Consider the following 15,456-nt stretch of genomic DNA (forward strand, 5'->3'; position numbering starts at 1 on the left):
CTTCCTGGTCAACGCCGGGGGGGCGAGCGCCGCCGATCTGGAGAATCTTGGCGAGCTGGTGCGAAAAAAGGTTTGGGAATCCTCAGGGATAACGCTAGAGTGGGAAATCATGCGGGTGGGCAGGACCCTCCCGGCATGAGGCGACCCCGAGCAAGGCCGACAACGGCCATGGGGCGGACAATGAGGCGGCGGGCATGTCGAGCAGGACACGCGCCCGCATCGCGGTGCTTATGGGCGGCCGTTCGGCCGAGCGCGAGGTTTCGCTCTCGTCCGGCCGCGAGTGTGCAGCCGCGCTGCGGCAGGAAGGCTACGACGTCGTCGAGATCGACGCCGGCCCCGATGTCGCGCGCGCTCTGGCCGAAACCCGCCCCGACGTAGCCTTCAACGCGCTGCACGGCCGCTGGGGCGAGGACGGTTGCATCCAGGGCCTGCTCGAGTGGCTCGCCATCCCTTATACCCATTCCGGCGTGCTGGCCTCGGCGCTCGCCATGGACAAGATCCGCGCCAAGCAGGTCTTCGCCGCGGCCGGCCTGCCCGTCGCCGCCGGGCGGCTCGTCTGCAAGGACGAGGCGCGCGCGCATCATCCGATGCCGCCGCCCTACGTGGTCAAGCCGGTCAACGAAGGCTCCTCGGTCGGCGTCTACCTCGTGACCGAAGGCGCGAACGGGCCGGCGCGGCTCGCCGACGAGATGCCCGACGTGCTGATGGTCGAGGCCTACGTGCCCGGCCGCGAGATGACGGTGGCGGTCATGGGCGACCGGCCGCTGGCGGTGACGGACATCATCGCCGAGGGCTGGTACGACTACCACGCCAAGTACGCCCCGGGCGGCTCGCGGCACGTCATTCCGGCGGAGGTTCCGGCCGAGATCGAGGCGGCCTGCCTTGACCACGCCCTGCGCGCCCATCGAGCGATCGGCTGCCGCGGCGTCAGCCGCACCGATTTCCGCTGGGACGAGGCAAAGGGCCTTGCGGGGCTGATCGTGCTGGAGATCAACACCCAGCCGGGGATGACCCCGACCTCGCTCGCCCCCGAGCAGGCCGCCCATGTCGGCATGAGCTTCGGCGAACTGGTGCGCTGGATGGTGGAGGACGCCTCGTGCTCCCGGTAGCCGCCCGCCCCGGACGCCCGCCGGCCGTGCGCCCGGGACCCCGTCGCGACCCGGCGCCGTCGCGGCTGCGCTATCGGTTGACCCGGCTTTGGCTCCGTCCATCGTTCCGCCGGCTGGTCAATTTCGGCGTGCCGATGCTCGCCGGATTGCTCGCCGCCTGGACGCTCGCGGCCGAATTCGATCTCGAGGCGCGGGCGATCCGGGCCTACGAGAACGTCAGGGCGAGCCTGATCGAGCGGCCCTCGTTCCTCATCGCCAGAATCGACGTGCTCGGCGTCACCCCGGACCTCGCCGAGGCGATCCGGGTCGCCGCCTTCGTCGACCTGCCGGTCAGCTCGCTCGAGGTCGACGTCGGCGCCGTGCGCGAACGCATCGAGGCGCTTTCGGCCGTCGAGCGCGCCTCGGTGCGGGCGCTTGCCGGCGGCAGTCTCGAGATTCGCGCCATCGAGCGCATCCCCGTCGTGGTCTGGCGCAGCCCGGACGGCGTGATCCTGCTCGACCACGCGGGCGTGCGCGTCGCCGAGATCGACAGCCGCCTGCGCCGCCCCGACCTGCCGCTGATCGCCGGCGAGGGCGCGGACGTCGCGGTGCCGGAGGCGCTGGCGCTCCTGCAGGACGCGGACCCGATCCTTGACCGCATCCGCGGCCTCGTCCGCGTCGGCGAGCGGCGCTGGGACATTGTCCTCGACCGCGACCAGGCGATCCTGCTGCCCGAGACGAACCCGCTCGCGGCGCTCCGCCGGGTGATGGCGCTCGACGCGGCCGAGGAACTGCTGACGCGCGAAGTCAGCGTCGTCGACTTTCGCGATCCGGCCCGGCCGGCGCTGCGGCTGACGGAACATGCGCAAGCCGAGCTGGTGCGCCTGCGCGAGCAAATGAAGGGAGAAGATGCATGAGGCGACAGCTCTACGAGGTGCAGCGCGCGATGCGGGCGCGGCGCGAGGCGGCGCTGAAGCGCGGCGTCATCGCCGTGCTCGACATCGGCACCTCGAAGGTGTCCTGCCTCGTGCTCCAGTTCGTACCCGCCGACGACGATGTCGACAGCTTCGACGGCCGCGCGACGCTGACGCAGGGGGCGTTTCGCGTCATCGGCGCCTCCAACACCCGCTCGCGCGGGGTGGCCTTCGGCGAGATCGCGTCGATGGAGGAATGCGAGCGCGCCATCCGCACCGCGATCCAGGCGGCGCAAAAGATGGCCTCGCTGCGCGTCGACCACGTGATCGTGTCGTTCTCCGGCGGCAAGCCGCGCAGCTACGGCTGCACCGGCGAGACCGAGGTCGAGCACGGCGCGGTGGCCGAGCGCGACATCGGCCATGTGCTCGCCGCCTGCGAGATCCCCGACTACGGCCAGGACCGCGAGGCGCTGCACGCGCTGCCGGTCAACTTCTGCCTCGACAACCGCACCGGGCTCACCGACCCGCGCGGCCAGATCGGCAAGAGCCTCGCCGTCGACATGCACCTGCTCACGATCGGGTCCACGCCGCTGCGCAACGTGCTCCATTGCATCCGTCGTTGCGACCTCGAGCTCGCCGGCGTGGTCGTCGCCCCCTACGCCAGCGGCCTTGCGAGCCTCGTGGAGGACGAGCAGGAGCTGGGCGCCGCCTGCATCGACGTCGGCGGCGGCGTGACCGGGATCTCGGTCTTCGTCCGCCGTCAGATGATCTACGCCGATTCGGTGCGGATGGGCGGGGTCCACGTCACCTCCGACATCTGCCAGGGCCTTCAGGTCTCGATGCAGGATGCCGAGCGACTGAAGACCATGCACGGCGGCCTGATCGCCACCGGGCTCGACGACCGCGAGATGATCGAGCTGCCCTCGATCCTCGGCGACTGGGATCAGGACCGGCGGCAGATCAGCCGGGCCGAGCTGATCGGGGTGATGCGACCGCGGGTCGAGGAGATCCTCGAGGAGGTCAGCGCTCGGCTCGACGCCTCCGGCTTCGAGTACCTGCCGAGCCAACGCATCGTGCTCACCGGCGGCTCCGCCCAGATCCCCGGGCTCGAGTCCGTGGCGAGCCACGTTCTCGGCCGTCAGTGCCGGGTGGGAAAGCCCCTTCGGGTGCAGGGCCTGCCGCAATCCGCCACGGGATCGGCCTTTTCCACCGCGGTCGGCCTGGCGATGCACGTCTCCCATCCGCAGGACGAATGCTGGGATTTCGAGATGCCGGCGGACCGCCAGGGCGCGCGTCGCGTGTCGCGGGCGCTGCGCTGGTTCAAGGAGAACTGGTAAATAGTGTGGCGGTTCGGTTGCATACACGGTGATGTTGTGAGCTTCCACAACATATTGCGGTTGACATGTGGATTCTGCGTGACCCTAGCGCAAGAATCCACTAGCATTCCGAGTCACGGGCAAGTCGACGCGGATGCGGGCGGAGCCGCGGCGAACTGACGAGGCAGGGGCAAAACAGGACAGGCGGACGACACCATGACGCTCAAACTCTCGATACCGGTCACCAACGACCTCAGCCCCCGGATCACGGTCATCGGCGTCGGCGGCGCCGGCGGCAACGCGGTCAACAACATGATCGACAAGCAGCTCGAGGGCTGCGAGTTCGTCGTGGCCAACACCGACGCCCAGGCGCTCCAGCAGAGCCGGGCGAGCAACAAGCTCCAGCTCGGAGCCCGCGTGACCGAAGGCCTCGGCGCCGGCGCCCGGCCGGAGGTCGGCGCCGCTGCGGCCGAGGAATCGATCGAGGACATCGTCGAGCGGCTGGCGAGCTGCCACATGTGCTTCATCACCGCGGGCATGGGCGGCGGCACCGGGACCGGCGCCGCGCCGATCATCGCCAAGGCCGCGCGCGAGATGGGCGTCCTGACCGTCGGCGTCGTGACCAAGCCCTTCCAGTTCGAAGGCGCGCGCCGGATGCGTCAGGCCGAAAGCGGCGTCGAGGAGTTGCAGCGCCACGTCGACACGCTGATCATCATCCCGAACCAGAACCTGTTCCGGCTGGCGAACGAGAAGACCACCTTCACCGACGCCTTCTCGCTCGCCGACGACGTGCTCTATCAGGGCGTCAAGGGCGTGACCGACCTGATGGTCCGGCCCGGCATCATCAACCTCGACTTCGCCGACGTGCGCGCGGTGATGAGCGAGATGGGCAAGGCGATGATGGGCACCGGCGAGTCCTCGGGCGAGGATCGCGCCGTTCAGGCCGCCGAGAAGGCGATCGCGAACCCCCTCCTCGACGAGATCAGCCTCAAGGGCGCGAAGGGCGTGCTGATCAACATCACCGCCGGCCCGGACCTGACGCTCTTCGAACTCGACGAGGCGGCGAACCGCATCCGCGCCGAGGTCGACCAGGACGCCAACATCATGGTCGGCTCGACGCTCGACCCGGAGATGGCGGGCATGATGAGGGTCAGTGTCGTGGCGACCGGCATCGACGCCGTGGCGCGCACCGAGGCCCAGCCGGTCCGCCGCGCGGCCGAACCCGTGGCGGCGCCGGCCCGCCCGGCCGCCCCCGCGCCCGCTGCGGCGGCGCGCCCGGCCGAGCCCGTGGCGCCGGCCGCACACTTCGCCGACCGCCACGGACAGGAGGTCGAGGCCGAAGACCGTGCGGAACTCTTCTCCGAGCCGGCCGCCGCCTCGGTGCCGCAACCGAACCCGATCGCAGGGACGCAGCGGCGCGCCGAACCCTCGCCGGAGGCCCTGACCCGGCTCCAGCGCGCCGTCCAGAACGTTCCCAAGGCCCCGCCGATGGCCGCGTCCATGGCGGCCGCCGAACCGCGGCGGGATCTCGACCGGGGCAGCCGGCTGACGATCAACAGCCTCATCCACCGGATGACCGGACAGGTCGGCCGCGAGGATGCGCCGAGCCGCCCGCGCGCGACCGAACCGTCCGCGGCCAGGGCGACCCCGGACGCGGGCTACGAAGACCAAGATCGCGAACGCGTCGACATCCCCGCCTTCCTTCGCAGGCAGGCGAACTGACGGGTCAAAGCCTATCGCGCTGCTTGCAGCTTGGCCCCAGGGCGCCCTTCAGGGGCGCCCTTTTCCATTTCCGGGCGCCCGCACCGATCGCCCCTTCTTCCGCCGCCACGCCGTCGTGAGAATCGGCAATTCTCCTTTTGGATCAAAAAACTAACCTCTGTTACAAACCGTCACAATCCTTGATTTGTTCCGCTTTGCCCTTGTCCCTATCTTCTATCCTGCGAGCAGCCGGGCCCAGACAGAGGCCTCGGGCGAGAAGAATGGGGACTTTCGGTCATGCCGACCACGGTGAAACAGGAGATCGCATTCGTCGGAACCGGGCTGCATAGCGGCCGGCCGGTGCGGATGCTCATGCGCCCGGCCGCGACGGGAGGCATCCGGTTCCGGCGCACCGACATCACCGACCGCGACAACATGATCCCGGCGCGCTACGATCTCGTCAGCGACACGAGGCTCAACACCCGCCTTACCAACGCGGCCGGCGTCTCCGTCTCGACCGTCGAGCATCTGATGGCCGCTCTCGCGGGCACCGGCGTCTGGAACGTCGTGATCGACATCGACGGACCGGAAGTGCCGATCATGGACGGCAGCGCGTCGCGCTTCGTCCAGAAGATCGTTGCGACCGGCCTGCGCCACCTGCCCGGGCCGAGCCGCGCCGTCCGCGTGCTGGAGCCGGTTCGCGTCGCGCACGACGGGGCCTGGGCCGAGATCAGCCCGGCGCCGATGCTGTCCGTCGGGTTCGAAATCGACTTCGCCGACGCCGCCATCGGCCGGCAGGCGCTGAAGCTTTCGCTCGTCAACGGCGTCTTCGTGCGCGAACTGGCCGATTGCCGCACCTTCTGCCGGCGCGCCGACGTCGAGGCGATGCAGGCGGCCGGGCTTGCGCTCGGCGGCTCGCTCGACAACGCGATCGTCGTGGAAGACGCCGAGATTCTGAACCCGGAGGGCCTGCGGCGCTCGGACGAGTTCGTGCGGCACAAGATGCTCGACGCGGTCGGCGACCTCGCGCTGGCGGGCGCGCCGATCCTCGGTGCCTATCGCGGTTTCCGCGCGGGCCACGGCGTCACCAACGCGCTGCTGCGCAAGCTCTTCGCCACGCAGGGCGCCTGGACCGAGACCGCGCTCGACGCCGACACCGCGCGCCAGCTCCCCGGCGCGGGCGTCGTCGAATCCGATCTGCGGCGCGCGAGCTGAGACTTCAGGAGCACGGCAGGAAGACCGAGCAGCGAATGGGAAGCGCACTCCCGCCGGGGAGTGCGCTTCCGCTTTTCCACCCTGCCGGTTCGTGCTAACCACCGCCGGCCGGCGGGTGGCAAGCCCCGGAACCGGCGAATATCGAGGGAAGGCATGCCGGGCGCGCGGAAGTCTGGACCCCGCTTGACGCTGGTCGTCCTGGTCGCGCTTGCGGCCTTCGCGACGGGCTGCTCGCGCAACAAGCAGCCGCCGGTCGAGAGCCGTTCGGCGCAGGAGATCTACCTCGACGCCGAGGCCATGCTCGCCGGCGGCGAGCCGCGCGACGCCGCGGCGATGTTCGACGAGGTGGAACGGCTCTACCCCTATTCGGAATGGGCCAAGCGGGCGATGCTGATGTCGGCCTACGCCTACCACGAGGGCTCGCTCTACGCCGAGAGCCGCGCCGCCGCCGACCGCTACCTCGCCTTTTTCCCGGCCGACGCCGACGCGCCCTATGCACAGTTCCTGATCGCGCTCAGCTACTACGACCAGATCGTCGACATCGGTCGCGATCAGGCGAACACGTTCGAGGCGTTGCAGGAAATGCGCGACATCATCGAACGCTACCCCGACAGCGACTTCGCCGCCTCGGCGCAGATGAAGTTCGAGCTGGCGCTGGACCATCTCGCGGGCAAGGAGATGGAGGTCGGCCGATTCTATCTCGGCCGCGGCCACTACACGGCGGCGATCAACCGTTTCCGCGTCGTGGTGGAGGAGTACCAGACCACCACCCAGACGCCGGAGGCGCTGCACCGCCTGGTGGAGGCCTATCTCTCGCTCGGGCTCTACGCCGAGGCGCAGACCGCGGCGGCGATCCTCGGGCACAATTTCCAGGGCTCGGAATGGTACGCGGCCAGTTACGCGCTCCTCAAGGGCAAGGGCTTGCGTCCCGCGGACGTGGGAGACGGGTGGCTGAACCAGACCTACCGGCAGGTCGTGCTCGGCAAGTGGCGCTGAGCGGCCGCGACGGCCGCCGATGCTGATCGCGCTCGCCATTCGCAACGTCGTGCTGATCGAGGCGGCCGAGCTGCGTTTCGTGCCGGGCCTCAACGTGCTGACCGGCGAGACCGGCGCCGGCAAGTCGATCCTGCTCGACGCCCTCGGCTTCGTGCTGGGCTGGCGCGGCCGGGCCGAGCTGGTCCGGGCGGGCGCGGCGCAGGGCGAGGTGAGCGCGGCGTTCGTCCTGCCCTCCGGTCATCCAGCCCGCGCCATCCTCGCCGACGCGGGCCTGCCCGACCCGGAGGAGGAACTGCTCCTGCGCCGGGTCGCGACGCCCGACGGCAGGCGCCAAGCCTATGTCAACGATCGCCGGGTGTCGGTCGAGACGCTGCGGGGGCTCGCCGACGCCCTTGTCGAGCTGCACGGCCAGGCCGACGATCGCGGCCTGCTCGACCCGCGCGGGCACCGCGCGCTCCTCGACGCCTTCGCCGGGACCGAGGCCGAACTCGACGCCGTCCGCGCCGCCTGGGCCGCCCGGACGGAGGCCGCCCGGGCGCTCGCCGAGGCGGAGGCCCGTCTCGCGGAGGCCGGCCGCGACGCCGACTACCTCCGCCATGCCGCCACGGAGCTCGAGCGCCTCGGTCCCGAGCCGGGCGAGGAAGCCGCCCTCGACGCCCGCCGCCGGACGCTGCGCGCCACGGAGCGCATCCGCGAGGATGTCGTCCGTGCCGCCGAGGCCCTGGGGCCCGACGGCGCCGAGGGCCGCCTGATCGACGCCATGCGCTGGCTGGAACGCGCGGCACCGCAGTCCGAGGGCGCTCTCGACGCGGCGCTCGATGCGATTCCGCGCACCCTCGCCGAGCTGGCCGAGGCGACGGGCGCGCTCGCAGCCCTCCTCGACGCCGACGCTATCGACGCCGGCGAGCTGGAGCGCGTCGAGGAGCGGCTCTTCACGATTCGCGCCGCTGCCCGCAAGCACCAGGTCGATCCCGAGGCGCTGCCGGACCTCGCCGCCGATTTGAGGCGCCGGCTCGAGATGCTCGACGCCGGCGCCTCCGGCGTGACCGGACTCGCCGCGGCGCTCAGCGCCGCCGAGGCCGCGCACGCCGATGCGGCCGCCGTGCTGTCGGGGCGGCGCCGCGCGGCGGCGGCTCGCCTCGACGCACGAATGGCCGAGGAGTTGCCGCCGCTCAAGCTGGAGCGCGCCCGCTTCGTCACCGAACTCGCGCCTGCCGACCCCGGCCCGGACGGCGTCGACCGGGTGGCCTTTCTCGTCGCCACTACGCCGGGCGCCACGCCCGGTCCGATCGGACGCATCGCCTCGGGGGGCGAGCTGTCGCGCTTCCTCCTCGCGCTCAAGGTCTGCCTCAGCGCACGGGCCGAGGGGATCACGCTCATCTTCGACGAGATCGACCGCGGCGTCGGCGGCGCGACCGCCGACGCCGTCGGCCGCCGCCTCGCCGCCCTCGGCGCTTCGGCGCAGGTCCTCGTCGTCACCCACGCGCCCCAGGTCGCCGCCCGCGGCGTCTCTCACTGGCAGGTCGGCAAGCAGGTCTCCTCCACCCGGGCGCGCACCGAAGTCGTGCCGCTCGACGAAGGCGCCCGGGTCGAGGAGATCGCCCGGATGCTCGCCGGCGACGTCGTCACCGAAGCCGCCCGCGCCGCCGCCCGCGCCCTCCTCGCCGGCTGACCGGACGGGTCGCCGCGGCCCGACGCGCGCGCTGCAACCCCCTGCGGGGGCGACGTTATACCGGCGAGTCTGCCAAGCCACCCATCGCAACACGGGCTAACACGCGTGATAGCAGGGTATCTATCTGAATACACACGATAAAAGTGTTGGAGGTCAAAAAAGGGCCCGCGAGTCGTTTCATGAGCCCGCCAGTATTATCCCATTCTTAAACCCGCACCGCCACCATGTCGCGCAGGGGCGATCAGCGGAAGGTGACGAGTTGGCGCAGGTTCAGCCTCTCCGGATCGCCAACGTCGCGCCCGCCGCGCGGGTCGCTAGGCCCCCGTCGCGGCCGCTGCTGGGCGACGTGTTGGTCAGATCCGGCAAGCTCGCGCCCGAGAAGCTGTCCGGAGCCCTCGCGCTCCAGCGCCAATGGGACGTCCGGCTGGGCCACATCCTCCTGGTCGACGGCCTGATCTCGCGCGAGGACCTGGTCGAGGCGCTCTCGGACCAGTCGAACCTCGGTCCGGCCGATCTCGACTCCAACCTGCCCGAGCCGGAACTCGCCCGTGGCGTCGACCCGTATCTCTGCCTGAAGCTCGAGGCGATTCCCTGGCGGCGACACGCCGGCCGCACCGTGATCGCGATCGCCAGTCCCGACGACGGCGCGGCCGCGCTCGCGCTTCTCTCCGAGCCGGGAGTCCCCACCGCGCTCGCCATCGCCCCCGCCGACGCGATCCGCAGGGCGATCGGTCGCCAGTTCGGCGCCCGCATGGCGATGGACGCCGAGCGACGCTGCCCGACCCGCTTCAGCTGCCGGGACATGCTGAGCGCCGGCCTGACATTCCGCAAGTCCGTGCTGCTCGCCGCGCTCGCCATCGGCGCGGCGCTCGCTCCGCTGTCCGCGCTCCGGCTCCTGCTCGCGGTCGCGCTGCTCGCCAACCTGGCGACCACGTTCCTGCGACTCGCGGCGCTGGCCGCGCGCTGGCGGCTCGGACCGCCGCCGACCGTCGCTGGCCCGCGCCTCGCCGACCACCGCAAGCGGCCGTCGGTCTCGCTTCTCGTGCCACTCAAGGGCGAGGCGGCGGTGGCGCGACAACTCCTCACTGCTCTCGGCGGCATGGCCTACCCCGCCCCTCTCCTCGACATCAAGCTCGTCCTCGAGGCCGGCGACGCCGACACCCATGTCGCCCTCCTCGAGGCGGGACTGCCGCCCACGGTCGAGATCGTCACCGTCCCGCGCGGCACGATCCAGACCAAGCCGCGGGCGATGAACTACGCGCTCCCCTTCTGCCGCGGCGAGATCGTCGGGGTTTATGACGCCGAAGACCTGCCCGATCCGGGCCAGATCCTCGCCGTCGTCAACCACTTCGCCAACGCGCCGCCCGAGGTCGCCTGCGTGCAGGGCTACCTCGACTTCTACAACCAGAACGCCGGGTGGATCGCCCGGCTCTTCACCCTCGAATACGCGGTCTGGTTCCGCCTGCTGCTGCAGGGCGTGGCCCGGCTCGGCATGCCGATCCCGCTCGGCGGCACCACAGTGTTCTTCCGCCGCGCCGCGCTGGAGGATGCGGGATGCTGGGACGCGCACAACGTCACCGAGGACGCCGATCTGGGGATGCGCCTCGCGCGTCGCGGCTATCGCACCGAGATGATCCCGACGACGACCGAAGAAGAGGCGAACGCCGCCGGAATGCGGAAATGGATCGGCCAGCGCTCGCGCTGGCTCAAGGGTTACGCGATCACCTGGGCCGTCCACATGCGCGAGCCCGTGACGCTCTGGCGCGAACTCGGCCCGCTGGGCTTTGCCGGGTTCCAGGTGATCCTCCTCGGCAGCGTCGCCTCCTACCTCACCGCGCCGCTGCTGCTCGGGCTGCTTGTCGGCGTTCTCGGCGTGCCGCTGCCGCTGCTCTCCGAAATCCCGGACTTGGCGCGCCACGCTATCGTCGCCTCGCTCGCCGCCGGCAGCATCGTCTGGCTGGCCTGCGCCGTCGTGGCGCTGCGCGACTCGAACCGGCTGCACACGCTGTGCTGGCTGTGGCTGCAACCGGTCTATACCCTTCTCGGAACCGCCGCCGCCTGGCGCGCCGTCGCCGAGGCGGTCCACGCCCCCTTCCACTGGCAGAAGACCGAGCACGGCCGATCCCTGCGGAAGTGACGGGCGCCGCAAACCGCTGCGCCAGCGGCACCGCTTCGGCCGGGTCGCAGATCAACGGCTCGCCGGCGGCGCGCGGCGACCGCGTTGATGCGACTCGGGAGCAGGCGTAACCTCGCCGGCGGCGGAGCGGGCGTCAGGCCGCCCGGATGGTCCGGCGACCCAGCAAAGCCCCGCCCGCCGGAGGGGGGGCATGAAAGTCATTGCAACGGCAGGCGCGCTCGCAGGCGCCTGCGTCGCTCTGGCGGCCGGCGCCGAGACGCCGGTCGAGCGCGGCGAATACCTCGTGCGCGGCCCGATGGGCTGCGGCAACTGCCACACGCCGCAGGGCCCGAACGGTCCCGACATGGCGATGGAACTGGCCGGCGGGCAGGTCGTCATCGACGACGCCACCATGCGCGCCGTCTCGGCCAACATCACGCCCGGCGGCGCCATCGCCGGCTGGAGCGACGCCGAACTCGCGCGCGCCATCCGCGAGGGCATCCGTCCCGACGGCACATTGATCGGGCCGCCGATGCCGTTCGTCTTCTACCGCGGCCTGAGCGACGACGACCTCGCGGCCATCGTCGCCTTCCTGCGCACCGTCGCGCCGGTCGAGAACGTCGTAGCGAAGAGCGAGTACCGCATCCCGCTTCCACCGGCCTACGGGCCGCCCGTCGGACACGTCGCCGCCATACCGCGCGGCCCGACCGCCGAGTACGGCGCCTACATGGCCGGCCCGGTCGCCCACTGCCTCGAATGCCACACGCCGTTCGGTCCGCAGGGGCCAATGATCGACGGCCATCTCGGCCAGGGCGGCTTCGAGTTTCCCGGGCCCTGGGGCGTCTCGGTCGCGCCCAACATCACCTCCGGCCCGGACGGGCTCGCCGGCTACAGCGACGACGAGATCAAGGTGATGATCACCGAGGGCAAGCGCCCCGACGGCAGCGCCATGCGGCCGCCGATGCCCTTCGCCTACCTCGCGCGGATGACCCCCGACGACCTTGAGGCGGTGGTGCGCTACCTGCGCACCCTCCCGCCCCTGCCGGACGCCGGCTAGCCCCTGGCCAGCATCCCGCCCATGCGCCAGAGGTCGAGCGCCTCGACGAGCCGCGGTCCGATGCGGCCGTCGAGCGGACCGTCGTAGAGGCCACGCCGGGCCAGGCGGTCCTGCATGATCCGCACCGTCTCGGGCGACCAGGCCAGCGGATTGTCGCAGATCGCCGCCTGCGCCTCGCCGCCGTCCGAGGCGGAGCCGGCAAGGAGATAGGCCGCGGTCGCCGCGGGGTCGTGCGCCACGCCCTCGCCATGTTCGAGGAGGAACGCCGCGGCGAGGTTCCCGCGGGGCTCGCCGAGCGAGATCGCGCGACGGAAGAACGCAAGCGCCGCCGGATCGCCGCCTGGTGCGACGCCGTCCTGGGCCAGGACGCCGAGGTTGTAGGTCGCGATGGCCGAGCCGTCGTCCGCCGCGGCTTGCAGCAGCGCCACCGCGCGCCGGTCGTCTCGCGGAACGATCGTGCCAGCCCGCAGCGCGACGGCGAGGTTGATCGCCCCGTCCGCGCCGCCGCCTTCCGCCGCGCGCTCGTACCAGCGGATCGCAGCGACCGGATCCTTCTCCTCGACCAGCTGCCCGAGGCTGTTCATGGCGCGCACGTCGCCGCGCCCGGCCGCGTCGCGATAGAGCCGCTCGGCCGCGGTCATGTCGCCTGCCGCCGCCGTCGCCCGGGCGAGGAGCGCGGTGAAGTGCGGCGCTTCGGGATGAGCGGCCGCCGCCTTGCCGCAGGCGGCGATCGCGGCACGGGCATGGCCCTCCAGCGCGGCGAAGGGGACGCCCGCGATGCTTGCGGTGGCGTCGCGCGGATGCGTGGCCAGCCGCTCGCACAGGCGCTCGGGCGTCTCCGCGTCGTCGGGGGGAAGCGTGGCCAGCATCTGGCTTGCGTCCGCGGCGTGGCGGCCTTCCGGGTCGCGAGCAAGGTAGGCCTCGACCAGCGCCCGCAGCCGCAGCCGCCGCGCGACCTCCCAGAGCGCGTCCGCGAGGCTCGGGGCCAGCGGCCGGTCAAGGCTGCGCGCCGCCGGGGCCGTCCTGAGGAAGGCCGCGGCCTCGCCGGCATGGGCGCCGTCGGGAAAGCGGTCGCGGTAGATCTCCGCCAACGCCGGGTCGCCCGCGGCCGATGCCACCTGCCAGAGCAGCGTGTCGAGCGGCGCGCTCTCGTCGCCCGGGACGAAGGCGAACTCGCGGGTGAGCGAGGAGTTCTCCCACGGGATCTGCTTGCCGCCCGTCGCCGCCAGCACGTCGCGGCGCACCGCGATCAGCGTCGAGGCGACATCCTGCCCCGGCGTCTCCAGGTGCGCGAGCAGCGCGGCGGCGAAGTAGCTGTTCCGGCCCAGCCCGTCATAGGCCACGTTGTCGGGCTGCGTGGCGAAGACGTAGAGGAAGCCCGCCGCATCGCCGACCCGGGCGAGGCCGTCGGGTTCCGCGACGCGCTCAGGATCGCCGAGGCCGCGCAGGGGGTTGTCCCGGCAGGCGTCGAGAAAGACCAGGTGCACGCCGGGCCCGCCCGCGAGGCCCGCGGTCGCCGCATCGAGCGGCACGGCCCAGCGGGCCACGTCCTGCGGCCCGGCGAGCGCCGCATCGACCGGCAGGAGATAGTTGCGCGCGTCGATCTGGAAGCCGTGCCCGGCATAGTAGAACAGCGAGACGTCCGCCTGCGCGGCCTCGGTCTCGAACTGCGCGATCGTCTTCGTCATGGCGTCGCGACCCAGATCGGTCCCGAGCGTCACCGTGAAGCCGAGCCGGCGCAGCGAGTCGGCGATGTCGCCCGCGTCGACGACCGGATTCTTCAGCGGCGGCAACGCCGTGTAGCCGGCGTTGCCGATCACCAGCGCGACGCGCGTCTCGGCCAGCGCCGCGGCCCCCGCGAGGACGAGGACGGCAAGCGCGAAACCGAGGCGGCGAAGCCACATCGCCCGCCGGCCCCCTTCAGAGGCCCACGGCGCGGATCAGGCCGTCCGCGACGCTGTCGAGCGCCTCGGCGATCACCTCGCCCTGCGCCTCGGTGGCGCTGGCGAGTTGCGGCTCGTCGGCGCGCAGGAGCGTGATCGAGGCCCGGACCTCGCGCGCGGCGGCCTGCACCGCGGCGAGCGCCGTCTCGATCGCCTCGCGCTCGATCGCCGCGACCTCGGCGTCGGAGCCGGCCGCCGCAACCCGGCGCGCCGCGGCGGCGCCCGCCTGCCGCACCGCCTCGCTCGCCGCCCGGATCGTCGCCGCGACGCCACGAAGCGCCGGCGGCAGGTCGAGGAGCCGCGCGTCGATCGCCGCAGCATAGCCGTCGAGCGCGACGCCGAGGCAGGCGAGGTAGCTCTCGGCGTCGGTGAGCGTCTGGCGGCAGGCTTCGGCCTCGGCCTCGAGCCGCACCGAGGCGGTCTCCAGCCATGGGAGCACGTCGCCGGTTGCCGCTGCAGGCGCGGCGAGCGGTTCGGGCGGCCGACCGCCGGGGGTGGCCCCGCCGCCGGGCGCAGTCCCGCCGGGCGCGAACGCCAGCACGATCTCGTCGGGCGGATTCGGCAGCGCGAACACCATCCGAGGCAAGAGCGAAGCGATGTTCGTCCGCTCGCCCGGCCGGGCCTCGACCACGAACGTGCCCGGGACGTACTCGATGTCGTAATTGCCGAGCCCGACGCCGCGCGCCGCGCCGATGTCGATGCCGTAGTCCCCGACCGCCGCGCGGCTCTGCGCCCCGTCGCTGGTCAGCGTCGCCGCGGCCACCCGGTCGTCATTGCGCAGCCCTTCGACCGAGAACTCGTCGCCGCTGAACACGAACCGATCGCCGAAGGGCTTGACCTGGTCGTCCGCGGTGATCGTCAGCGGGGCCAGGGTCACGCTCAGCGTGCCGGGGTCGGGAGGGTCGGGATCGAGGACGTAGTTGTCGATTCCCTGTCCGTCCACGTCGACCACGTCGATGTCGTAATCGCCCACCGCCGCCGTAGCCGGGGAGCCGAGGCTCGCGAACGTCACCGTGTCGACCGTGTCGTCGTTCAGAAGGCCGGTCACCGTGAAGCCGACGTCGCCGAGATCGTAGACCTCGCCGTAGACCTTGCTGTCGTCGCCAACCGCAATCGTCAGCGGGGCCGGGGTCACGGTCAGCGTGCCGGGGTCGGGGGGGGCGGGGAAGAGGACGTAGTTGCCGATCCCCTGCCCGTCCACGCTGACCACGTCGATGTCGTAGTCGCCCACCGGCGCCGTGGCCGGGGCGCCGAGGCTCGCGAACGTCACCGTGTCGACCGTGTCGTCGTTCAGAAGGCCGGTCACCGTGAAGCCGACGTCGCCGAGGTCGTAGACCTGGCCCTAGACCTTGTTGTCGTCGCCCACCGCGATCGTCAGCGGCGCCGGCGTCACCGTCAGCGTGCCGGGGTCGGGGGGATCGGGCAAGAGCACGTAGGT

At 71.8% G+C, this 15,456-nt stretch carries 11 protein-coding genes and 1 pseudogene; 10 read left to right on the top strand and 2 right to left on the bottom strand.

Annotation, left to right across the window (positions count from 1 at the left end):
• From KBA23_RS11945 to KBA23_RS11990, 10 genes and pseudogenes are all read left to right on the top strand, one after another.
• Window positions 1-139 (top strand): annotated as a pseudogene (locus KBA23_RS11945) (UDP-N-acetylenolpyruvoylglucosamine reductase); the annotation flags it as partial.
• Between the two features lie 55 nt (window positions 140-194).
• Window positions 195-1,109, top strand: a complete 915-nt coding sequence (locus tag KBA23_RS11950; RefSeq protein ID WP_290741210.1) for a D-alanine--D-alanine ligase — start codon at window positions 195-197, stop codon at window positions 1,107-1,109.
• A gap of 26 nt (window positions 1,110-1,135) precedes the next feature.
• Window positions 1,136-2,005 (top strand): cell division protein FtsQ/DivIB, encoded by an 870-nt coding sequence (locus KBA23_RS11955; RefSeq protein WP_290741212.1) that lies wholly within the window; start codon window positions 1,136-1,138, stop codon window positions 2,003-2,005.
• Window positions 2,002-3,339, top strand: a complete 1,338-nt coding sequence (ftsA, locus tag KBA23_RS11960; protein ID WP_290741214.1) for a cell division protein FtsA — start codon at window positions 2,002-2,004, stop codon at window positions 3,337-3,339. Before KBA23_RS11955 ends, ftsA begins: the two co-directional genes overlap by 4 nt.
• Before the next feature lie 195 nt (window positions 3,340-3,534).
• Complete coding sequence (gene ftsZ, locus KBA23_RS11965; protein ID WP_290741216.1) at window positions 3,535-5,040, top strand: cell division protein FtsZ; 1,506 nt, start codon at window positions 3,535-3,537, stop codon at window positions 5,038-5,040.
• Between the two features lie 276 nt (window positions 5,041-5,316).
• Window positions 5,317-6,234 carry a UDP-3-O-acyl-N-acetylglucosamine deacetylase gene (gene lpxC, locus KBA23_RS11970; RefSeq protein WP_290741218.1) on the top strand — a complete coding sequence of 306 codons (918 nt, stop codon included), beginning with the start codon at window positions 5,317-5,319 and terminating at the stop codon, window positions 6,232-6,234.
• A 183-nt stretch (window positions 6,235-6,417) separates the two neighbouring features.
• On the top strand, window positions 6,418-7,230 hold the full coding sequence (locus tag KBA23_RS11975) for an outer membrane protein assembly factor BamD (RefSeq protein ID WP_290741220.1): 813 nt from the start codon (window positions 6,418-6,420) through the stop codon (window positions 7,228-7,230).
• Window positions 7,231-7,249: 19 nt separating this feature from the next.
• Window positions 7,250-8,902 (top strand): DNA repair protein RecN, encoded by a 1,653-nt coding sequence (recN, locus tag KBA23_RS11980; protein WP_290741222.1) that lies wholly within the window; start codon window positions 7,250-7,252, stop codon window positions 8,900-8,902.
• 349 nt (window positions 8,903-9,251) lie between these two features.
• Window positions 9,252-11,039, top strand: coding sequence for a glycosyltransferase family 2 protein (locus KBA23_RS11985; RefSeq protein ID WP_290741224.1), 1,788 nt, complete (start codon window positions 9,252-9,254; stop codon window positions 11,037-11,039).
• A 190-nt stretch (window positions 11,040-11,229) separates the two neighbouring features.
• Complete coding sequence (locus KBA23_RS11990) at window positions 11,230-12,075, top strand: c-type cytochrome (RefSeq protein ID WP_290741226.1); 846 nt, start codon at window positions 11,230-11,232, stop codon at window positions 12,073-12,075.
• Here KBA23_RS11990 and KBA23_RS11995 read toward each other — a convergent pair.
• Together KBA23_RS11995 and KBA23_RS12000 are read right to left on the bottom strand one after the other, a co-directional pair.
• Window positions 12,072-13,979, bottom strand: a complete 1,908-nt coding sequence (locus tag KBA23_RS11995) for a caspase family protein (RefSeq protein WP_290741229.1) — start codon at window positions 13,977-13,979, stop codon at window positions 12,072-12,074. The two genes, KBA23_RS11990 and KBA23_RS11995, sit on opposite strands and share 4 nt — an antisense overlap.
• A 16-nt stretch (window positions 13,980-13,995) precedes the next feature.
• Window positions 13,996-15,324, bottom strand: a complete 1,329-nt coding sequence (locus KBA23_RS12000; protein ID WP_290741232.1) for an MBG domain-containing protein — start codon at window positions 15,322-15,324, stop codon at window positions 13,996-13,998.
• Between the last annotated feature and the right edge of the window lie 132 nt (window positions 15,325-15,456).

Origin of the sequence: Amaricoccus sp. (assembly GCF_017995835.1) — a bacterium.
Lineage (GTDB): Bacteria > Pseudomonadota > Alphaproteobacteria > Rhodobacterales > Rhodobacteraceae > Amaricoccus.